The sequence below is a fragment of the Pseudomonas sp. B2021 genome (assembly GCF_018135665.1).
Classification (GTDB): domain Bacteria; phylum Pseudomonadota; class Gammaproteobacteria; order Pseudomonadales; family Pseudomonadaceae; genus Aquipseudomonas; species Aquipseudomonas lactis.
Window position 1 is genome coordinate 1,959,009 of sequence record NZ_SMOF01000001.1, and the last position, 21,704, is coordinate 1,980,712.

At 54.4% G+C, this 21,704-nt stretch carries 17 protein-coding genes; 14 read left to right on the forward strand and 3 right to left on the reverse strand.

Going from position 1 to position 21,704, the window contains the following annotated elements; all coding sequences use genetic code 11:
* Positions 1-29 precede the first annotated feature (29 nt).
* The 6 genes from E1K68_RS08900 to E1K68_RS08925 all read left to right on the forward strand — a co-directional run bounded on the left by E1K68_RS08900 (position 30) and on the right by E1K68_RS08925 (position 6,829).
* Positions 30-1,112, forward strand: coding sequence for a ketoacyl-ACP synthase III (locus E1K68_RS08900; protein ID WP_080765588.1), 1,083 nt, complete (start codon positions 30-32; stop codon positions 1,110-1,112).
* Positions 1,113-1,114: 2 nt separating this feature from the next.
* Positions 1,115-1,876, forward strand: coding sequence for an SDR family oxidoreductase (locus E1K68_RS08905; RefSeq protein WP_034135226.1), 762 nt, complete (start codon positions 1,115-1,117; stop codon positions 1,874-1,876).
* Positions 1,873-2,523, forward strand: coding sequence for an acetyltransferase (locus E1K68_RS08910; protein ID WP_034135136.1), 651 nt, complete (start codon positions 1,873-1,875; stop codon positions 2,521-2,523). Before E1K68_RS08905 ends, E1K68_RS08910 begins: the two co-directional genes overlap by 4 nt.
* A 3-nt stretch (positions 2,524-2,526) precedes the next feature.
* Positions 2,527-3,540 (forward strand): ketoacyl-ACP synthase III, encoded by a 1,014-nt coding sequence (locus tag E1K68_RS08915; RefSeq protein WP_034135137.1) that lies wholly within the window; start codon positions 2,527-2,529, stop codon positions 3,538-3,540.
* A gap of 48 nt (positions 3,541-3,588) precedes the next feature.
* Positions 3,589-4,770 carry a DegT/DnrJ/EryC1/StrS aminotransferase family protein gene (locus E1K68_RS08920; protein WP_212613980.1) on the forward strand — a complete coding sequence of 394 codons (1,182 nt, stop codon included), beginning with the start codon at positions 3,589-3,591 and terminating at the stop codon, positions 4,768-4,770.
* A gap of 64 nt (positions 4,771-4,834) precedes the next feature.
* Positions 4,835-6,829, forward strand: a complete 1,995-nt coding sequence (locus tag E1K68_RS08925; RefSeq protein WP_212613981.1) for a nucleoside-diphosphate sugar epimerase/dehydratase — start codon at positions 4,835-4,837, stop codon at positions 6,827-6,829.
* Positions 6,830-6,937: 108 nt separating this feature from the next.
* On the opposite strand, the gene E1K68_RS28060 is transcribed toward E1K68_RS08925, so the two are convergent.
* Positions 6,938-7,498 (reverse strand): DapH/DapD/GlmU-related protein, encoded by a 561-nt coding sequence (locus E1K68_RS28060; RefSeq protein WP_212613982.1) that lies wholly within the window; start codon positions 7,496-7,498, stop codon positions 6,938-6,940.
* 383 nt (positions 7,499-7,881) lie between these two features.
* Here E1K68_RS28060 and E1K68_RS08935 point away from each other — a divergent pair, with 383 nt between their 5' ends.
* The 3 genes from E1K68_RS08935 to E1K68_RS08945 all read left to right on the forward strand — a co-directional run bounded on the left by E1K68_RS08935 (position 7,882) and on the right by E1K68_RS08945 (position 9,865).
* On the forward strand, positions 7,882-8,214 hold the full coding sequence (locus E1K68_RS08935; protein WP_212613983.1) for a ComEA family DNA-binding protein: 333 nt from the start codon (positions 7,882-7,884) through the stop codon (positions 8,212-8,214).
* Positions 8,215-8,357: 143 nt separating this feature from the next.
* Positions 8,358-9,002 carry a GntR family transcriptional regulator gene (locus E1K68_RS08940; RefSeq protein ID WP_003189816.1) on the forward strand — a complete coding sequence of 215 codons (645 nt, stop codon included), beginning with the start codon at positions 8,358-8,360 and terminating at the stop codon, positions 9,000-9,002.
* A gap of 14 nt (positions 9,003-9,016) precedes the next feature.
* Positions 9,017-9,865, forward strand: a complete 849-nt coding sequence (locus tag E1K68_RS08945; RefSeq protein WP_014717638.1) for a DUF1989 domain-containing protein — start codon at positions 9,017-9,019, stop codon at positions 9,863-9,865.
* An 8-nt stretch (positions 9,866-9,873) separates the two neighbouring features.
* Here the strand turns inward: E1K68_RS08945 and E1K68_RS08950 are convergent, their stop codons facing one another.
* Entirely contained in the window at positions 9,874-10,041 is a 168-nt protein-coding gene (locus E1K68_RS08950) for a DUF2897 family protein (protein ID WP_003172675.1), read from the reverse strand.
* A 110-nt stretch (positions 10,042-10,151) separates the two neighbouring features.
* Entirely contained in the window at positions 10,152-11,516 is a 1,365-nt protein-coding gene (gene eat / locus E1K68_RS08955) for an ethanolamine permease (RefSeq protein ID WP_212613984.1), read from the reverse strand.
* A 393-nt stretch (positions 11,517-11,909) separates the two neighbouring features.
* Between eat and E1K68_RS08960 the strand changes: the two genes are divergently transcribed.
* The 5 genes from E1K68_RS08960 to E1K68_RS08980 all read left to right on the forward strand — a co-directional run.
* Positions 11,910-17,066 carry a hypothetical protein gene (locus E1K68_RS08960; protein ID WP_169855530.1) on the forward strand — a complete coding sequence of 1,719 codons (5,157 nt, stop codon included), beginning with the start codon at positions 11,910-11,912 and terminating at the stop codon, positions 17,064-17,066.
* Positions 17,067-17,289: 223 nt separating this feature from the next.
* Positions 17,290-17,379: a K(+)-transporting ATPase subunit F gene (gene kdpF, locus E1K68_RS08965; RefSeq protein ID WP_003218754.1), complete on the forward strand. Its 90-nt coding sequence runs from the start codon at positions 17,290-17,292 to the stop codon at positions 17,377-17,379.
* Between the two features lie 9 nt (positions 17,380-17,388).
* The gene (gene kdpA / locus E1K68_RS08970) at positions 17,389-19,083 is read left to right on the forward strand and encodes a potassium-transporting ATPase subunit KdpA (RefSeq protein ID WP_098952319.1); all 1,695 of its coding nucleotides are present in this window, start codon (positions 17,389-17,391) and stop codon (positions 19,081-19,083) included.
* Positions 19,084-19,098: 15 nt separating this feature from the next.
* Positions 19,099-21,156 carry a potassium-transporting ATPase subunit KdpB gene (kdpB, locus tag E1K68_RS08975; RefSeq protein ID WP_212613985.1) on the forward strand — a complete coding sequence of 686 codons (2,058 nt, stop codon included), beginning with the start codon at positions 19,099-19,101 and terminating at the stop codon, positions 21,154-21,156.
* Between the two features lie 132 nt (positions 21,157-21,288).
* On the forward strand, positions 21,289-21,704 hold a 416-nt coding region (locus E1K68_RS08980; protein ID WP_212614881.1), incomplete at its 3' end, for a potassium-transporting ATPase subunit C.

Below are 21,704 nucleotides of genomic sequence, written 5' to 3' on the forward strand. Positions count from 1 at the left end.
TTTGTGTTTTTCGGTAGGGGTGGGTGATTATGTCAGCGAGTAATTTTGAGAATATTAGAGTTGTAAATAATGTTCGAGTCGAAGGCATTGCATGCTCGATGCCAGAGAAGGTTTCAGAAGTTTCAGACCTCGCTGAAAAGTTCGGTGCGGAAAGTATTCAAAAAATAATGGCAAGTACGGGTGTCTTCCGTCGACATGTAGTCGACAGTGAGTGCTCATCTGATCTTTGCGTTGCTGCAGCTGAGCGACTGATGGCAGACCTCTCTGTAGATCGGTCCTCTATCGATACATTGATATTCGTATCCCAGACTCACGATCATACATTGCCCGCCACGGCTTGCATTTTGCAAGAGCGACTGCAGCTTTCCGTAGGCGTGGCGGCGTTTGACGTTGCTCTAGGTTGCTCAGGCTACGTATACGGATTATGGCTAGCCTCTTCCTTGATATCGGGAGGGGGCAGCCGACGTGTTTTGTTATTAGTTGGGGACACTATCAGTAAGATCGTATCCGGCGAAGATCGTTCTGTAGCCGCTCTTTTTGGAGATGCCGGCTCGGCGACGTTGCTTCAATATGACGAAAGTGCCCAACCAATGTCTTTCGCGTTAGGAACTGATGGACGTGGTGCAAAAAATCTCATTGTGCCGGCGGGTGGTTTTCGTGATCGTAACGGTGACCTTAGTGAAGTCAGCGAACCCGAGGTGCGTGGAGCGTTCGACTTGTTCATGAACGGAGCAGAAATTTTTGCTTTCACCTTGGCGCGGGTTCCCTCTTTAGTAAAAGCGCTTCACGAGAGCCGTTCGGATTTGGGGGCAGGCATTGACCATTACGTTTTTCACCAAGCTAATAAATTCATGCTCGAACATTTAGCAAAACGCATGAAGTTACCTCGTGAAAAGGTAGTACTCGATCTGGAAAGTGTAGGAAACACGAGTTGCACATCTATACCTCTTGCACTGTCATTAGCTGATCTTGAAAAAGACAATCGGTTGACAGGCTTGATGATGCTAGCGGGATTTGGTGTGGGTTATTCCTGGGCGGGTTGCATTGTAGACTTTGATAAAGTATGGGTAAGTGAGATGTCCTACACTTGTGCTGTGAAGGAGTCAGTATGAATATGCCAGGTTCTAATCCGTTTTCCTTGGAAGGAAAACATATTCTGGTTACCGGCGCGTCGTCCGGAATCGGACGTGAGGTCGCGGTATGGCTCAGTAAGCAGGGTGCCCGTATTACTCTGGTCGCCAGGGACACACAGCGCTTAGAGGAAACACTTCAACGCTTGGATGGGAGCGGTCATACCATCGCGGTAGTGGATTTTCTAAATGAACCTGATATCTCCGGTTGGATGAAGAAAATTGCAAAGGAAACTGTAGCTTTTGACGGCCTGGTTCATGCTGCAGGTGTTCAGGCGCCCATGCCTATTCGGGCAACAAGTCTGGCGCATTGGGAAAAAATAATATCAACAAACGTAACCTCATCTTTTTCGCTGATCAAAGCTTTCCGGCAGAAAGGTGTCTGTCAACTGGGTTCAAGTATTGTGTTGATTTCATCGGTCATGGCTAAAGTCGGTGAGCCTGCGCTTCTGGGCTACTGCGCGAGTAAAGGTGCGGTGGAGTCAATGGTCCGGGCTGCTGCCATTGAGTTGGCGCGCGAGGGCATTCGCGTTAACTGCGTAGCGCCAGGTGTTGTCAAAACTGAAATGGCAGAGACACTCAAGGACTTGGTGGGGGCGGAATCGATGGAGTTGATTGAGCAAAAGCATCCGTTAGGCATTGGTGCTCCTGCAGATGTCGCCTATGCAATTAACTATTTACTCTCTCCAGCGGCCCGATGGGTAACTGGTACATCTCTCGTAGTCGATGGAGGGTACCTGGCATGAGTGGTAAGAAATTTTTAATAGTTGGGGCGGGTGGGTTTGGGCGCGAGGTATATGTTTGGTTAAAAGATTGGATTGAACATAGTGAGACACCCAGTGAGTACCAGATTGATGGGTTTCTGGACGATTCGCCTGCGGCGCTGGAACGCTTTTCGGATGCACCTTTAATTATTTCCTCCATAGATGACTACGTGCATCAGGATGGCGTATTTTTGGTATGCGCTATCGCTGATCCGACGATAAAGAAAATTGTTTCAGAGAAGCTCGTTGCTAAGGGCGCGCAATTCTTTTCTCTTGTTCACCCTACAGCGATAGTCGGTACTAGAGTGGTGATTGGGCAGGGTGTTGTCGTTTGCCCAAATACAATTCTGTCAACAGATCTGGAAATTGGTGATTTTGTAACGATTAACTCTTGCACCACCATCGGACATGATACCTCTGTGGGAAGCTACAGCACTATCAGTGGACATTGTGATGTTACTGGTGGTGTTCAACTGGCAGAAGGCGTATTTATGGGGTCTCATGCGGTAATTGTACCTAAGGTGACTGTAGGCGCTTTTGCTGTTATCGGTGCTTCATCGGTGGTCATACGCAAAGTAGCTCCTGGCGTGACGGTTTTTGGTGTTCCCGCGAAACGAATAGCTGGGTAATAAATGAAATTTGCAAAAATTACTGCAATAGAATATGAGTTGCCTAGTCATTCACTAAGCAACGAAGATTTGGCGCGGGAATTTCCGGAGTGGGATGTTCCGAAAATTTTTGGTAAAACGGGTATAAATGATCGCCGGATAACGGCTGAAAACGAATGTGCGTCTGATCTGGGTTTTCGAGCGTGTGAGAAAATCTTTGACTCCGGCGTCGTTGATAGATCTGATATTGATTGCCTGATTCTATGCACACAGAGCCCAGATTATGTACTGCCGTCAACGGCCTGCATTCTTCAACATCGTCTAGGGCTACCCACGGCGTGTGCAGCGTTTGATTATAATCAAGGTTGCTCGGGATTTATTTACGGCTTGGGTATGGCAAAGGGGTTGATAGAGACTGGCCAGGTCAAGAATGTCCTTCTGGTTACCGCTGAAACGTATAGTAAGTATATTCACCCCGGCGACAAGAGCGTTCGCACGCTTTTTGGTGATGCGGCGGCGGCAACCCTAATCAGAGCGACAGATGACACTGTCGCGATTGACCGTTTTCGTTATGGTACGGATGGTTCTGGCGCAGAAAGTCTGATCGTTCCGGTAGGAGGCGCAAGGTTCCCGGCGTTGCTCAACTCTAATTTGGAGACTCGTCAGGACGACAGCGGTAATATCAGGACTGACGCCAATCTTTATATGAACGGTCCAGCGATTCTGGAGTTTTCGCTGAAGCGCGTTCCTGAGTTATTTGAATCTTTGTTCGATGACAACTTCACGTTAGACATGGTAGACCACTTTGTCTTTCATCAAGCCAATAAATTTATGCTTGATGCGTTAAAAAGAAGGTTAAAGCTGCCTGAAGAAAAATTTGTCAGGGAGTTTGAGCACTGCGGTAATACGGTATCTTCTACTATCCCTATTGCGCTTAAGGAATCTCTTGAGAAGGGCAACATTAAAACGGGTGATATCGTAGCGTGTGTCGGATTTGGCGTAGGCCTGTCATGGGCGGCGTGTACGATTCGTTTTTAAATCAGATTTGCTAGGCGTTTTGCGATCTTAATTTTATAGGTATTGGTTATGCTGAATTCTCCATTCGCTCCTTGGCCGTCTTTTACAACTGAAGAGGCTGATGCCGTTCGAGATGTGGTCCTCTCGAACAAGGTTAACTATTGGACGGGCACTGAATGTCGAGAATTTGAAAAGGAGTTCGCGGCTTTTGCTGGTACTGAATATGCAATTGCATTAGCAAACGGTACTGTCGCGTTGGATTTGGCACTAAAGGCGTTAGGTATTGGTGCCGGAGACGAAGTGATCGTCACATCCCGCACATTTCTTGCGTCTGTTTCCAGTATTGTTAACGCAGGTGCTACGCCGGTTTTTGCCGATGTTGATCTGGACTCTCAGAATATCACTGCCGATACCATCCGTGCGGTGATCACTTCCAAGACGCGGGGCATTGTCTGTGTTCACTTGGCTGGATGGCCTTGTGACATGGACGAAATAATGGATTTGGCGCATGCCCATGATCTGAAGGTGATCGAAGACTGCGCTCAAGCTCATGGCGCGCTCTACAAAGGCCGTCCAGTAGGGTCTATCGGGCATGTTGGGGCATGGTCATTCTGCCAGGATAAAATTATGACCACTGGCGGCGAGGGAGGTATGGTCACGACCAACGACCGTGAGCTTTGGGCAAGCATGTGGGCTTACAAGGATCATGGAAAAAGTTGGGAAGCTGTTTATGAGCGCGAGCACGCGCCAGGCTTTCGTTGGCTGCATGAGAGTTTCGGTACCAATTGGCGCATGCTGGAGATGCAAGCCGTTATTGGCCGAATTCAACTTCGAAAGATGACGGAGTGGCAAGCTACCCGTCAGGCGAATGCGGCGCTTATTTGGAATTGTGCTAAATCATTACCTGCGCTCAGGGTACCCGTGCTGCCAGCCGGTGTTCGACATGCGGCCTATAAATGTTATGTATTTATCCGACCTGAGTTTCTTCGCGAGGAGTGGTCGCGTGATCGAATTCTTGCTGAGATCAATTCTCGTGGTGTTCCGGCGTTCTCCGGGTCGTGCTCCGAGGTTTATCTTGAGAAAGCGTTTGATAACACGGGATGGCGTCCGGAGGTTCGTCTCGCAAATGCCCAGCTTTTAGGTGAGACTAGCTTAATGTTTTTAGTCCACCCGACATTAACCGCGGCACAGATAGATTTGACGTGCAAGGTATTAGCCGACGTTATAACCGAGGCAACTGATTCAGTATGAAGGCCTTGTGGACCGCTGGTGTGATGGGTGATCGGTGTTGGAGCGACAGAGATTGAGAGGGCACATGGATAACATTCGTACACATTTGTTAAGCCTTTCGCGTCGCAAGAAGCGAATTTTGCAGGTTGTCGCAGATACTACCCTTGTCTGGGTCGCTTTGTGGATGGCCTTTGTAGTGCGTTTGGGTATTGATGAAATGATCAACCCCGTCAAAATGCATTTCTGGCTGTTCATATGTGCACCCATTGTGGCCATTCCTTTATTTGTGCGCTTTGGCATGTATCGTGCGGTAATGCGATATTTTGGTAATGATGCGCTAATTGCTATTATCAAAGCTGTCAGCCTGTCCTCTCTAATCTTGGCATTCGTTGTTTATTGGTATAGCAATCACGAAAATGTGGTTCCTCGGTCAATTATTTTCAACTATTGGTGGTTGAGTCTGATTATGATCGGCGGAATGCGACTTGCCATGCGGCAGTATTTTCTTGGTGACTGGTTTGCCGCGGTGCAGCATGTACCTTTTACTAGTCGGGATAACGGTCTTTCAAAAGTTGCTATCTATGGTGCCGGCGCAGCCGGTAATCAACTCGTAGCAGCGCTGAGAATGGGTCGGGTAATGCGACCTGTGGCTTTTATTGATGATGACAGTAGTATCGCTGACCGCGTCATTTCAGGTTTGCAGGTGTTTAAACCCAAACATATTCAGCAAATGATCGAAATGACAGGGGCTCAAGAGGTACTGTTGGCAATACCGTCGTCATCTCGGGGTCGTCGTCGCGAAATTCTCGGGCTGCTCGAAGGATTCCCGCTGCATGTCCGTAGCGTACCCGGCTTTATGGATTTGGCTAGCGGTCGGGTAAAGGTTGATGACATTCAAGAAGTGGACATAGGTGATTTGCTCGGTCGCGACGCCGTTCCCGCTCAGGCTGAATTGCTTGAGAGGTGCATCAAAGATCAAAGCGTTTTGGTCACTGGAGCCGGCGGTTCTATTGGCTCAGAGTTATGCCGTCAGATTCTCGAATTACGTCCCACGACCCTTTTGCTTTTCGAGCATAGCGAGTTTAACCTTTATTGCATCTTGTCCGAATTGGAACAGCGAATTAGCCGTGAGTCACTCTCTGTACGTTTGCTTCCTATTCTAGGTTCCGTACGTAATGAGGAAAAACTGTTAGATGTCATGAAAACTTGGCATGTGGATACCGTTTACCATGCAGCAGCTTACAAGCATGTTCCAATGGTAGAGCACAACATTGCCGAGGGGGTATTGAATAATGTGATTGGCACCCTAAATACTGCTCAGGCTGCATTGCAGGCGGGTGTTCAAAACTTTGTACTCATTTCAACCGACAAGGCTGTGCGACCTACGAATGTGATGGGTAGTACGAAACGATTGGCTGAATTGACTTTGCAAGCCCTCAGTCGCGAGTCTGCTCCTGTATTATTCAACGATAAATTCAATATTTCTCGAGTGAATAAAACACGTTTCACCATGGTGCGCTTTGGTAATGTATTAGGTTCTTCTGGTTCGGTTATTCCGCTTTTTCACAAGCAGATAAAGTCGGGAGGACCGTTGACTGTTACCCATCCCAAGATTACTCGCTATTTCATGACCATTCCTGAAGCTGCTCAATTGGTTATTCAGGCTGGTTCAATGGGGCAGGGCGGAGATGTTTTTGTATTAGACATGGGGGAGCCGGTAAAAATTGTTGAGTTGGCTGAGAAAATGATTCATTTGTCTGGGCTAAGTGTTCGTTCTGAAAAAAATCCTCATGGCGATATTGCGATAGAATTTACTGGACTTCGCCCTGGAGAAAAACTATATGAGGAGTTACTAATAGGCGATAACGTCGTGGCAACACAGCACCCTATGATCATGAGCGCGAACGAGGATTTTATTTCTTGGGACGCTCTAAGGTTAAAATTAGCCGATCTTCTCTCGGCGGTCGACGAAGATGATTATGGTCGAGTCCGTCAATTGCTGCGTGATACGGTCAGCGGCTATGCTCCTGACGGTGAGATTGTTGATTGGATTTATCAGCAACGTCGGCTTGAGCCTTGATCTAAAACTCATACAAAGGCGAGAGGGAACTGGCCTTTGTATGTGTTAATTCAGATATATTGCTGCAGATTGCCTAGTTTTTTGCTGCCACCTTAATCTCTGTCCCTCTCAAAGAGTTTTCAAGATTCTTGCGGGAATGCCAGCGGCAACAGAGTAAGGTGGTACGTCTTTCGTGACTACAGCTCCCGCACCTATAACTGAACCCTTGCCGACGGTCACGCCTTTCAGGATGGCTACTTTTTCCCCTATCCAAACATCGTCCTCAATTACCACCGGTGCATAAACAAGTTTCCTCTGATTGGGGTGTATTAACAGCTCTTCTTTTGTTATCTCCCCATGGTCATGGTCGGTGATATAAACTTGGCTGGCGATGAGTACGTTGTTACCAATAGTTATCGAGTCAAGCGCTGCGATATGGCAGGCGTCGTTTATTTCAACATGACTACCTATGGTGAGTGTTTTTTTTCCTTCTTTACCATTGGCTGCTTCTATTCGACAGTATTGCCCCGTTGTAAAGCCGACACCAATTGACATATTTCCCCAACCTCTTATTCGAGTGGGCTGTCTGATGATTCGGGCGGGACTATAAAATATTTTTGTAGTTGTAAAAGACCAAGCTAGTCTAAAGAAATCAAGTGTTGAATACTTTGATCTCATGCTGGGTTCCATGGAACTCTCCGTTTCCAGTTTTTTTTTGGTTGTATTTTTGGTGTTGGCGACGCGATTATACCCAAATGATGAAGCGGTTGAAAGAAAGATAATTTTTTGTGCAATGTTTATGCGCGTGGTGGCTCTGCCGTTCGAGAGCTTTAAGTATTTTGTGTGCTGTTATTTTTTGTTGGTTTGTTTTTGTTGCGTTTTTCCTATGCGTACTTTATTGGATTTCAGCGTGTGATCTTTAACCCGCTTAAGAAAATTTAAGCATCGTAGGTTAGCTTTGCTCACACTTTGTAACTTACTAGTTTTTGACTAACTTCTATCATCGCCTAACGTAAAAAAGCAGCTTCGGAAAAGCTGCTTTTCTCTCATACCGATGTCATGGAGCGTCACCAATGCAAAACCTCTACATCTCATCCCTCATCTTCGCCTTCCTCACCAGCCTCTCCGTCGCCACCACCGCTGCGCCGTCCATCAAGCCAGAACCCCCAACCCCGATCTCCACCCAAATGACCAGGACCGAGCAATCCACCAAGGTCAACCTCAACGCTGCCGACGCCGAAACCCTGCGTCGCGATCTGTTCGGCATTGGTGCTTCCAAGGCGAAGGCAATCATCGCCTATCGCGAGAGCAACGGCCCGTTCACAGCGGTGGATGAGTTACTGGAAGTGAAAGGCATCGGCAAGGCATTGCTGGAAAAGAATCGCGACAGGCTGGTTATTAATTGAGGATCTGAAAACAGCGCGGAGGGCCGGTCATACACCGGCCCTTCCTTTAACTAACGGACCTTGCGATTTCCTCCCTGACGCAGCATTGGCACGAAACGTGGTTACCTCTTCCTCAGTGATTGTTCAACAATCTCGAGGTAACGATGCCACTCACCCTATCCTTAGCCGACCAGATCGCTCTGGAACTGCGCGCCGACATCATAGGCGGCCGGCTGTTACCAGGCATGCCGCTGATCGAGTCGGACCTGGTCAAGGTCTACAACGCATCCCGCAATACGATTCGCGAGGCGCTGCATCGTCTGGGCCAGGAGGGCCTTACTCGCTATATCCGCAACAAGGGCGTCATGGTTCGGCGCTTGGAGCGAGCAGAAGTACGCGACCTCTTCGTAGTCCGCCGCACCCTGGAATTGCAGGCCATAGCCCAAAGTGGCCCGTTGACGGACGCTCAATCAACACTTATGCAAAACGCCATTGACGCCACCACCCTGGCCCGGGAGCGGGAAGATTGGCGAGCCGTGGCCACTCACAGTCTTATGTTTCACCAGCAGATCGTCGCGTTGATGGGCAGCCCGTTGTTCGACGAGTTCTTCGCCCAGGTAATAGCCCAACTGCGTCTGGCGTTCTGCGCCGCGCCGGATGAGCAGCGCTTCCAGTCACCCTGGCTGGAGCGTGACCATGAGATATACACATTGCTAACCCGCAACCAAACCCAGGCCGCCAGCGAGGCGATGAGTCTGTACCTGGATGACTCGGAACGCCTTTCTCTCGCCTTGTTTGATCGCCCTTGATGGAGGAGTGCCCCATGTACAAAGACTATCCCGCCGCGTACCAGGTCAGCAAAGGTTCGGCGTTGCAGGTGGATACGGCGTTCTATGAGCGTATTCGTGATCAGAAAACCCAGCGCACGTTGATCGAACAGTTCGAGGTGCCGATTCGAACGGGGAGAGCGTGGAAGGTGCCGGCCGGGCATGTGTTCCGTGTGACCACACCGGTGGGGCCGCAGGTGGGGGATTTTAATGTCTGGAACGCCAACGACCCACGCGAACGCTTGTGGGCCGCGCGCACTCGGCAGCTGCAAGGCGCCCATGTCAGCACCCATGATCGGTTGTGGTCGAACCTGCCTTTTCTACGGCCCTTGGTCACTATTACCGATGACAGCCTGGCCAGCTACGGCATTGATGAGCACGGTGGGCGTTTGCACGATTTGTTGGGCACGCGGTGCGACCCCTATGTGAACCGTATGTTGACCGGGGAGGACTTTCACCACCATTGCCACTCGAACCTGACCCGTGCGGTATTGCCCCATGGACTGACGGAGTTCGATGTGCATGACGTGTTGAATATTTTCCAGTGCACCGGGCTCAATCAGGATGACATGTACTTCATGAAAGCCTGTCCGGCGAAGAAGGGCGATTACCTGGAGTTTTTTGCCGAGATTGATCTGCTCTGTGCGTTGTCGACGTGCCCTGGCGGGGATTTGTCGCTACCGATGTGGGGGCCGGATGCGCAGGATCCGCTGACGGTGTGCCGTCCGTTGGGGGTGGAGATCTACCGGTTGGAGGATGAGTTGCTCAATGGCTGGAGCCAGCCGGAACGTGCTGCCTACAAAGGGCAGCACGGCTTGCATATTGCCAAGGCGGATTGGGAGTAACCCAATATTCAGCGATCCTGCGCATCCTTGGCATCTGCCTGGGCATTGCGCTCGGCTACGCGTTTGCGTTGTTCGTCGGTGAGTTCCACCTTGTTGGCGCTGTCACGCAGCATCATCAGGCCACCGACGATCGACCCGATCGCTACTACCATAATCAACCATGCATACCACGGCATAAGACGCTCCTTGAGGCAGAGGTTCGTGGGAGAATTTCCCACGGTAATCACTGCTTTGAGTGACGGGCTTTCTGAGTAGTTCAGTGTAGGCCCGTTCTGCCTCATAGACGCTATTGTCCGGTCAACATTGCATCCGCCGGCGCATCGATGCGGTCTTGTGCGGTCATCTGGAAGTAGATGAAACCCACCGCCATAAAGCCCAGGAAGATCAGCCCGATCAAGGCATTGAACCAGGCCATCGCCACCAGGCACACCAGCGCCAGTACCAATGCGATACCGGGCACGATGGGGTAGCCCGGCGCGCGGAAGGTGCGTTCCAGCAGTGGCTCGGTCTTACGCAGTTTGAACAGGCTGAGCATGCTCATGATGTACATGACAATGGCGCCGAACACCGCCATGGTGATCATCGCGGCGGTCAGGGTCATGCCGCCCAGGTTGATCAGGCCGTCGCTGTAGATGGCGGCGATACCCACCACGCCGCCGGCGAGGATGGCCCGGTGCGGCGTCTGGAAGCGTGAGAGTTTGGCCAGGAAGGACGGCAGGTAACCGGCGCGGGCCAGGGCGAAGAACTGGCGCGAGTAGCCGAGGATGATGCCGTGGAAGCTCGCCACCAGGCCGAACAGGCCAATCCATACCAGCATGTGCAGCCAGCCGGAGCTGTCGCCCACCACGGTTTTCATCGCCTGGGGTAATGGGTCGTTGATGTTCGAGAGGGTGCGCCAGTCACCCACGCCGCCGGCGAAGAACATCACGCCCATGGCCAGGATCACCAGGGTGAGGATGCCGCTGATGTAGGCCTTCGGAATGGTGCGTTTGGGGTCCTTGGCTTCTTCGGCGGCCATGGCCGCGCCTTCGATGGCGAGGAAGAACCAGATGGCGAAGGGGATGGCGGCGAACATCCCGGCAATCGCCGGGGCGCCGAAGGTGTCGGAACCGGCCCAACCATTGAGGGCAAAATTGCTGAAGCTGAACGCCGGGGCGACTACGCCCATAAATACCAGTAGTTCGGCGACGGCGAGTACGCACACCACCAGTTCAAAGGTAGCGGCCAGTTTGACGCCGAGGATGTTCAGGCCCATGAACACGATATAGGCGCCGACAGCGGCGTGCTTGGGGTCGAGTGCCGGGAATTGCACGTTCAGGTACGCACCAATGGCCAGGGCAATCGCGGGCGGGGCGAAGACGAATTCGATCAAGGTGGCCAGGCCTGCAATCAAGCCACCTTTCTCACCAAAGGCGCGACGGCTGTAGGCAAAGGGGCCTCCGGCATGGGGAATCGCAGTGGTCAGTTCGGTGAAGCTGAAGATAAAGCAGGTGTACATCGCGGCGACCATCAATGAGGTCACCAGAAAGCCCAAGGTCCCGGCGACGCCCCAGCCATAGCTCCAGCCGAAATACTCGCCGGAGATCACCAGCCCGACGGCGATGCCCCATAGGTGCAGGGTGCCCAAGGTGGGTTTGAGTTGTGTGTTCATTTTGCTGCGCTCCCTGAACCGTTCGGAAATGGTTCAGCGTGTTGCAGCAGGCGTGCCATGCCATGGCGCTACGTCGTAAAGCGGCGTCAGTGTCGCTTGGAGGATGGTTTTGTGGTTGAAGTTTTCCGAAGCGCACCAGATGGGGGCGGCGGCCTGGTCGGTTCATCCGTCATGACCTGACGCTGGTGCATGCGTTGGTCCACGACATGGTTGCAGTCAATGGGCTGTTTGAGGCGGTCTATTTACGCCAACTTACGATTAATGGTCGATCTGGTCGGAACCGTTCAATGCTCAGTTTTCACTATGCGGTGCCCATTCAGGAAGAGTGTTACACAAATAATCGTCAGGGACGCATGGGCTACTACATCTGAGAAACCCAAAATGACTTCAGCTATGACTGCTCTTCATGCGCGCCGGGATCTGCCCCCCTCGCAGAACGTTCTATTGCCCGAGGCCAATACCCGATCGCCGGCAAATGAGCCATCAACGATTCCTAACGTAGAGGGCATTGCCCCCATCAGCGTGACCCCGGCCGGCTTGAAAAACGATCGGCAAGTAAGCGAAAAACACCTTCAGCTGCTTCATCAGTTTCGGGCGCTGAATCAGCAAGTCCAGGCATTGATGGGCCAGCAGCCGACACTTTCGAGCGTCATCGAGCAGCAACTCGCCGCGGCGCTCTACAAACAGACGCCGCTGGACGTTACTAAACTCTATTTTCATCGCTACCACACTGATGAGCTGGGGCAGCGCACATTGCTCTCTGTAGAGCCTGCCACTGAGGCACTCTTTAACGCGCTCAAGACGTCCAAGGGGGGCGGTGGCTCGCACGCCTCTACGGGCCCCGCCACCACCGATTCCGGTTTTTATCTGGGCGGCGCGCCGGCCGAACGCAATAAACAGCTGGACGTTGCCGCTAGCCTGCTGTCGATTGCCCAAACCATCGAAAAAGAACTGCCCTCGAGTCTTGCGCGATTTTGGACGGAGCCACGCCCTGGCGAAGCGAACCCTGAGGCACGGCAAGGCGAGTTACTGCGTATTCAACGGCAGATGTTGTCTATCCTTGCAGCGCTTCAGGTAGAAGAGGGCACGATGCTCCCGGCCGCCAAGACGCTGATCGACAAAGCGATTGAGTACCCCACTCTGGAGGCGCGGGAAAATGCCATGCCGGATGGAGAGCGGCCTGGGGTGTATCCGCTCAAGCTTGATACGCCAAAGCCCGACGGTACGTTGATGGCAGGTGCCTTCCTGATCACCAGTGGTGATGGTTCGTCGACACAGCGTCCGTTCAATCGCTCGGACACTAACAGGGCACTACCACCCAGCGAGCAACGCGGCCTGACGGTGCTGTATACCCCCCGCGATGGCTACGAGGTGTTCGACAGCCCGGCCAAAGCCCAGCAAGCCTTGCGCCAGCGCCTCAGCAACAACGCCTATGCCGCGCAACAGGCCAAGCAGAGTTTGCCCATTTCGGTCGAGCAAAGCCTCAAGCCTGGTTGGGAAAACGAGCTGAGCCAAACCCTTGTTCCACTTACCACCGACGTCATTGCCGCAGGCGTACCGCAATTGCTCGAACGCCAGCAGCAGCAGGTAAACACCGAGCTGCAAGCGCTATTGGACGACGATAGCGGTATAGGGAAAACGGACCTCTGGCAACGATCGCAAACACTCAAGGACTTGGATCAGGCGTCTGCCCTGGCGCCACATTTCAGCGCCGACAACGTCCTTCGAGCACGTAATGAATGGCTGCTGGAGCGTTTGAGCGAGTTGGACAATCGCCAAGTGATGCAGCAACGGATGGCGGACCGCAGCAACTGGCAGTACTTGGCACAGCAGCTTAACCAGGCCGGCCAGGCGCTACCGGAAAATGCCACGCCGCAGGATATATCGGCCATCTTGAAAAGTACGCCGATGAGGATTGCCCCAGACTCTGCTCATTACCAGTCATCTATCCGCGAACCGGGCAAGTCGATCAGTCTGGAGGCATTCATCATCGAAAATGACTTGCCTCTGCCCAAGACCCTGGAAGAGTTGTTTTCCCTGGCACAAACGGCAGTTGCAAGGGCCCAGCGACACCCGTTGGGCAATTTCGGGGGCGGTCTGTCCTGGCCGATTCCTATGAGTGCCCGCGAGCAGCAGACGGTGCGGGCCGTTGCACGTGACCAGATGGCCAGTACTCAGATGGGGCTACTGGACTACCTCAACAAGTGCCAACCGCTCTCCGAGGAAGTATTGCAGGATCCGGTGAAGACGCTGGAGGCACTCGTGGGCTCCCCGCAAGGGCATGCCATGGGATTAGAGATGCAAACCAACTTAGGTGGCGTCTCCACAGACATCAGCGTCAATGACTATACGCTGGCGCTCCTTAACCTGGCACTGGACCCGGAGTCTCTCACAAGGCCGCATCGAAATTGGGTAGCCGGTTTCGACCTGACCGACAAGAAATACTGGGGCAAACCCCTCTCGGCCGTCATCGAAGGCCTGAGCCAGCACCTCATTGAAACCGGCCGAGCATCACCGGCGATGGCGAAGGCGGGGGCGTACCTGTTGCTGATGCGGGCAGCCCCGCAATTACTGGTGAAGGATATTCCTGACGGCGTGGTGTACGGCAGCCTGGCGTGGGCAAACCTGTGCATTGCCGTTGCTGCCATTGAAGCCCAGTCTCCAGGCAGCGCTGCCAATATGACCTTTGCCGAGGTGATGATCGCAGCCGACACCCGAGCGCCTGCTCCCGAATCCGCGCAAACAGGGGTACTGCTCAATTGGGCCGTAGCCCATAACATTCTGGAACTCAAGCAAGACTTGCTTTACACCCAGGACGACATCAACAAGGCGAAAGAGGCCTTCAACCATCAGCAAATAGAACTGCAAAAAGCCTCCACGTTATTGGACACACCCTTGCCAAACCGTCGAGAGATGGCTTTGGAATTACTCAGAAAAACCTTTGGCGACAACGTTTCATTTGAGGAACCAAAATTCGTCGAACCCGACTCCGTTTCAGTCTCCCTTAGCGATTCGTCTTATGTTCCTCCAACTTCTTATTCTATGCTTGATGCCGTCATGGAAGGGGTGAGCCTGAATGAACGCTGGAAAAACATTATCGAGGACGATGGTATTGATCTTGCCACGTTTATCGCGTTCACTAAACGCCCGGAATGCAATATTAAGAACGCCTTTGATGAGGCCTTTTCAACGGTAACGGCTAAGCATAAGACCGTCCAAAAATTATCGATTGTCAATGCTTTGACAAATCTTCCTCCCGAGGACAAGGAGAAACTCATTTTTGGCGAAATCCAATATTATCAAGAGAAAAGCTATAAAATTGGAGTCGTCAAAGATACGCTGTTTCATACCAGTAAAAAGATAATAGTAACGGCAAAATATAAAGGCATTACCAGTAACTACGAATTCGACACGGAAAAGGGTCTGATCAAAAAACTGAGTGACACTCCGGTTCCGCGCAAGCCTGAGTATATTCAGAACGAAGTTTCTAAAGTCGAGGAGTTCTTCCCCGCTCAAGAGTTAAGCAAACAGATTGATGGTTTGAATACAGTTTCAAAATTTCTCCCGCTTGGCGTATTAGCAGAGCAGGGGGATGATGCCAAGCGACACCCCTTGGATGAGGCAAGGCCGTCCACCCCGTCTGTACCGTATCTGTTCCTCGACGAGCGGGCTAACCACATCGCCGACTCGGTTGTGAAAGCATTGAACCTTGATGATCCTGCCATTCGAAAAGAGGCGATGGGCATGACGTCCGTCGAAAAGGATAAAGAGGAGGGGAAAGCGGTGATGAACTTTCTTCTCGACCTTATTCCTTTTCGCTCGGCAATCGTCAACTTTATAGACGGGAACTACAGTGAGGGAATCACAGATGTCGCCTTTGACCTGCTGGGCTTTATCACCGCGGGAATCGGGGCCGCCGCCAAAGCGGCGAAAGTGCTGGCTAAAACGGGGAAGGCGCTGCAGAAAGGATTAAAAGTCACCAAGATAATGGGGGCGGCCGTGTTAGGTGAGCTCAACCCGCTTAGTGGCGTTGGCGATTTGATTAAGGGCGGGGGCAAAGTGATTACTCAAGGCGTCAGCCACGTCAGAGACACCCTGCGCTCTTTCAAAAGCACGTTAAGCTCGCCGGAGTTGATCAACCTCAGTAAGCGTTATGACGCGGTGGCCAACGGTACATTCAAGGTGGGCGAGCAGACCCTACACGGACCTGCGGTCTTTCAGAATGGTAAATGGGGGCTCTATGACCCTATCAGCGGCCGCCCCTATGGTACCGCGAAGGATTTCAAGCCCGAGCAAGGTGCAATCAAAGGGGAAATCAAAGGGTTCTCTGATTATCTGTCGTGGGAAAGAATAGCAAACACGTTGGCGCCTCCTGTGCCGCCCAATATTAACTTTCGCACTGACTACGCTAACGCTATAGCCGAGGCAAAGAGTAAAGATCTCTCCACGTATTCAAGGGGGTGGAGAGAGTTAAACCCGCAAGCCGTCTACGGCTACTCTCCAGCGATGACCATCGAACAGTTAAAACGTCTTGCCGTCGCCCAGCCTCGTACGCCGGCTCAACTCGGCAGCCTGGCAAAACGAATAGAGGACCTGGAAGCCCTGCCCGATAAGTTCAAAATAGCCCATATCAATGCGGCCATCAGTGATAAAAAAGGCTATGCGAAAGGGTATCGCTCAGCGCGGCCGGACGGGTTGGACGAGTTGACGGAAAAGTTGACTCTCAATCAGGTCGCAGAGCTGGCTCTCGTACCCGAACGCACATCCGAACAAATGGGTTACCTGGTCAGGCATATGGAAAAAATAAGAGAACAGGCGAGCAAGCGAAACTCTAAACGTTTCAGCGAAGACATCGGCTTTAAAGATGCCCGCCCGCCTATTGTGATCAATGGTATTCCTCAGGGGTTATACCTCAGCCGCGTTGATTTGTTGTCGGAGGGTGAGTGTGCGGCGCTGTCTACGCTGATGGCGGAAGCCCTCAAACAGGGCAAACACGACATCTTTCTTGAAAATCTAAGCCAAGCGATGCGCCCCGTGCCTACGCGCCATGAGATTGCAGAGTTGCGAAAACTGGACCCGGCTAAAGCCGATGCCGAACAGCTGCGCGGCACTCAAGTCGAAAACTTCCGTAGTAAGCTGAGCCGGCTTCAGGAGAAAGTCGGAGCTAAATATCACCAATCTAGTGAACTTAAACAGGTTCCCTACACCGATATCATTTCCGATTTGGCCAGTAGCAGCGAAACCAAAACCTTGTTAATCAGCAGCCCTGACCATGGTTTGATGGCCCGTGTGGTAGTTGATCCGAATGGTAACAAGACATGGTTCTATTTTGACCCTAACCACGGTCTTGCGATATTCACCGACGAGGCGCAGATGAAAGCTGCCCTGGAAATGACCTTGAGAAAAGGCCAGAGCAAGGCAACGCTGTCGCACTTCGAGGGTAGGTCGGGCTTACCTGAGTACCAAGTGTCGGTACTTAAAGATTCGCAGGTAAATCCCAACATCGCCTCGGTGCCAGGGGGGATTTTCGACTTGTTCACACCTCTGTAAATCACACAGTGGGTCAAAAGGTGGCAGTGCAATGCTCGATGTGCTCTCGATCATTAATCTGGCACCTTGGGTGATTGCCCGATAAGGCCCCTGTAAACCCCGCATAAACCCACTCTTTACGCCATCTTTACGCCCCACCCAAGCCCTCGCTCTCGTTCCTTTACACCGCTCCTGCGGACAATGCCCCCACACGCGGCAATCGCCGCACGAAGGGGAGACTTCCATGAGCGTTCTGGACGGAGTGTCACTGCTATTGGCCGTGGCGCTGTTCATTTATCTGCTGGTTGCGCTGTTACGCGCGGATCGGAACTAGGAGCGGGCTATGCACAGTTATGACTATTGGCTGATCATCGCCTTCTTCGCCGTGGTACTGGTGCCGGCACCGTTTCTGGGGCGGTTCTACTACAAGGTGATGGAAGGCCAGCGCACCTGGCTCACGCCCGTATTGGGGCCTGTTGAAAAGGCCTGTTACCGCCTCTCGGGCGTGGATGCGCAGCAAGAGCAGAGCTGGCAGAAATACATGCTGGCCTTGCTCGCATTCAACCTGGCGGGCTTCTTGTTGTTGTTCTCGATCCTGTTATTCCAGGGCTCCCTGCCACTGAACCCGCAAAAACTGCCGGGCCAGGAATGGACCCTGGCGTTCAACACCGCCGTCAGTTTCATGACCAACACCAACTGGCAGAACTACAGCGGCGAGGCGTCCTTGAGTTACCTGAGCCAGATGGCCGGCCTCACGGTGCAGAACTTTGTCAGTGCGGCGACCGGTCTCGCGGTCCTGGTCGCTTTATGCCGTGGGATAGGGCGCAAATCTGCCCAGACCCTGGGCAACTTCTGGGTCGACATGACCCGCGCCACCCTCTACGGCCTGCTGCCGTTGTGCCTGGTGCTCGCGCTGTTTCTGGTATGGCAGGGCGTGCCGCAAACCTTCGCCCACTATGTGGATGCCGTCACCCTGCAGGGCGTGGACCAGGTGATTCCCCTGGGGCCGGCCGCCAGCCAGATTGCGATCAAGCAACTGGGCACCAACGGCGGTGGCTTCTTCGGTGTGAACTCGGCGCATCCGTTCGAAGACCCGACGGCCTGGGCCAACCTGTTTGAAGTGGCCTCGATCATTCTGATCCCGGTGGCGTTGGTGTTTACCTTCGGCCATTACGTCAAGGACCTGCGCCAGAGCCGGGCGATCCTCGCGTGCATGCTGGCGCTGTTCTTGATCGGCGGCGCGACGTCGCTGTGGTCCGAGTACCAGCCCAATCCAACCCTGAACAACCCGGCGGTGGAGCAAACCGCACCGCTGGAAGGCAAGGAAACACGTTTCGGCACCACCGGTACCGTGCTGTGGTCGGTGACCACTACTGCGGCCTCCAACGGTTCGGTCAACGGTATGCAGGACAGCCTCAGCCCGCTGAGTGGGATGGTGGCGCTGGTCAACATGATGGTCGGCGAAGTGATCTTCGGCGGTGTCGGTGCCGGTATGTACGGCATGTTGCTCAACGTGTTGATCGCAGTGTTCCTCGCCGGCTTGATGATCGGCCGCACCCCGGAATACCTGGGCAAGAAGCTGCAAGCCAAGGAAGTGCAATTGCTGGTGGTGACCCTGCTGGTGATGCCGGTCGGCGTATTGGTGTTGAGTGCCATCGCTGCCAGCTTGCCCGGCCCGGCGGGCGCCATCAGTAACCCTGGCCCCCATGGGTTCAGCCAGTTGCTCTACGCGTACACCTCGGCCAGTGCCAACAACGGTTCGGCGTTTGCTGGCCTCGGCGCCAACACCCCGTTCCATAACCTGATGCTCGGCCTGGGCATGCTGATCGGCCGTTTCGGCTACATCCTCCCGGTACTGGCCCTGGCCGGCAGCCTGGCGATGAAGAAAGCCGCACCGATTGGCCAGAACAGCTTCCCCACCCATGGTGCGCTGTTCGTCACCCTGTTGACCGTGACCATTTTGCTGGTGGGCGGCCTGACTTTCCTGCCGACGCTGGCGTTGGGTCCCATCGCTGAACACTTGAGCATGGGCTTCTAGTTAAGGGATATGAAAATGAATATGCCTGCAAAAAACGCGGCCCCGGTCAAAACCCAGGAGCCTGCCAAAACCGCAATCTCTGCGCTGTGGCGCCCAGCGCTGGTTCAGGCGTTCGTCAAGCTGGACCCTCGCCAACTGCAACGCTCGCCGGTGATGCTGGTGGTCGAACTGACCGCCATCCTCACCACCGTGCTGTGCTTTGTGCCCGATACCACCGTTCCAACGTTTGTCGCCGTGCAAATAGCCGTGTGGCTGTGGTTCACCGTGCTGTTTGCCAACTTCGCCGAAGCCTTGGCCGAGGGGCGTGGCAAGGCCCGTGCCGATAGCCTCAAGGCTGGCAGCGAAGGCTTGAGCGCACATCGCCAGGAAGCCGATGGCAGCTTCAAAATGATACCGGCCACCAGCCTGCGTAAGGGCGATGTGGTACGTGTTGCCGCCGGGGAAATGATCCCCGGTGACGGCGAGGTCGTCGAAGGGATTGCGGCGGTCAACGAAGCGGCGATTACCGGCGAATCCGCCCCGGTGATCCGCGAGTCCGGCGGCGACCGTTCGGCCGTCACCGGCAACACGCGGCTGGTGTCGGACTGGCTGCTCATCCGCATCACCGCCAACCCGGGCGAGTCCACCCTGGACCGCATGATCGCGCTGGTGGAAGGCGCTAAACGCCAGAAAACCCCCAACGAAGTCGCGCTGGATATCCTGCTGATCGGCCTGACCCTGATCTTCCTGCTGGTGGTGGTGACCTTGCAGCCGTTCGCCCACTTCGCTAATGGCAGCTTGCCTTTGGTGTTCCTGGTCGCACTGCTGGTGACGCTGATTCCTACCACCATTGGTGGCTTGTTGTCGGCCATTGGCATTGCCGGCATGGACCGCCTGGTGCGTCTCAACGTGATCGCCAAGTCTGGCCGCGCGGTAGAAGCGGCGGGGGATGTGCACGTGCTGTTGCTGGACAAGACCGGCACCATCACCTTCGGCAACCGTCGTTGCTCGGCCGTGGTCGCGGCGCCTGGCGTCAGCGGCCGCGAGTTGGCCGAAGGCGCGCTGCTGGCGTCCCTGGCTGATGACACGGCGGAAGGCAAGTCCATCGTTGAATACCTGCGCGCCTTGCACCCGCAGGCCGAGCCAAGCCTGGAGGCGTTGACCGCCGTGCCCTTCAGCGCCGAGACCCGTTTGTCCGGTGTCGACTACCAGGGCCGTGTGTTCCGTAAAGGAGCGGTGGATTCGCTGCTGGCGTTTATCGGCCAGCAACGCAGCGACCTGTTGCCGGCGCTGTCGCGGGAAATCGACAAGATCGCCCAAAGCGGCGGCACGCCCTTGCTGGTGTGCGCCGATGGCAAGTTGCTGGGGGCGATCCATCTCAAGGACGTGGTCAAGCCCGGTATTCGCGAGCGTTTTGCCGAGCTGCGCAAGCTGGGGATTCGCACCGTGATGGTCACCGGCGACAACCCGCTGACCGCCGCCGCGATTGCTGCTGAAGCGGGGGTGGACGACGTGCTGGCCGAGGCCACGCCAGAGAAGAAACTCGCGCGTATTCGCCATGAGCAGAACGATGGTCGCCTGGTCGCCATGTGTGGCGACGGCGCCAACGACGCCCCGGCGCTGGCCCAGGCTGACGTTGGTATGGCGATGAACGACGGCACCCAGGCCGCGCGCGAGGCCGCCAACATGGTCGACCTCGACAGCGACCCGACCAAGCTGCTGGACGTGGTGCAGATCGGCAAGGAACTGCTGGTGACCCGTGGCGCGCTGACGACCTTTTCCATCGCCAACGACGTGGCCAAGTACTTCGCGATCCTGCCGGCGCTATTCGCCTCTATCTACCCGCAACTGGGCGTGCTCAACATCATGCACTTGCAGAGCCCGCAGAGCGCGATCCTCTCGGCCATCGTGTTCAACGCGCTGATTATCGTGGTGCTGATTCCGCTGGCCCTGCGCGGCGTGCGCGTACAGGCGGCGAGTGCGGCGGCATTGCTGCGGCGCAATCTGCTGGTCTACGGGCTGGGCGGGCTGTTGGTGCCGTTCGTGGGCATCAAGGCCATCGACATGCTGCTGACCGCGCTGCACCTGGTTTGACCTGTCCGCTGATCGTTCCCACGCTCTGCTGATCGTTCCCACGCTCTGCTGATCGTTCCCACGCTCTGCGTGGGAACGCCGCCACCCCGGACGCTCCGCGTCCCACCGCACCACTGAATTGAGGAGTCTGAAATGTCCAACATCATCCGCCCAGCCCTGAGCTTGCTGGTACTCATGACCCTGATCACCGGCGTGGCCTACCCGCTGGTAGTCACTGGCGTGGCGCAAGTGGCCTTCCCCGACCAAGCCAATGGCAGCCTGGTGCACGAGGCCAGCGGCAAGGTGCGTGGCTCCAGCCTGATCGCCCAGGACTTTACCGGTGACCGCTGGTTTCACCCACGCCCGTCAGCCGGTGCTTTTGCCACAGTGTCCAGCAGTGCCAGTAACCTGGGCCCCAGCAATCCGGCCTTGGCCACTCGCATCGTCGAGGAGGCCAGCAAGCAGTTGGTGCCGGGCCAGGGCCCGGTGCCACTGGCCTCGCTGACCACCTCCGGCAGCGGCCTTGATCCACACTTGCCACCGCAGGCGATTGCCTATCAACTGGCGCG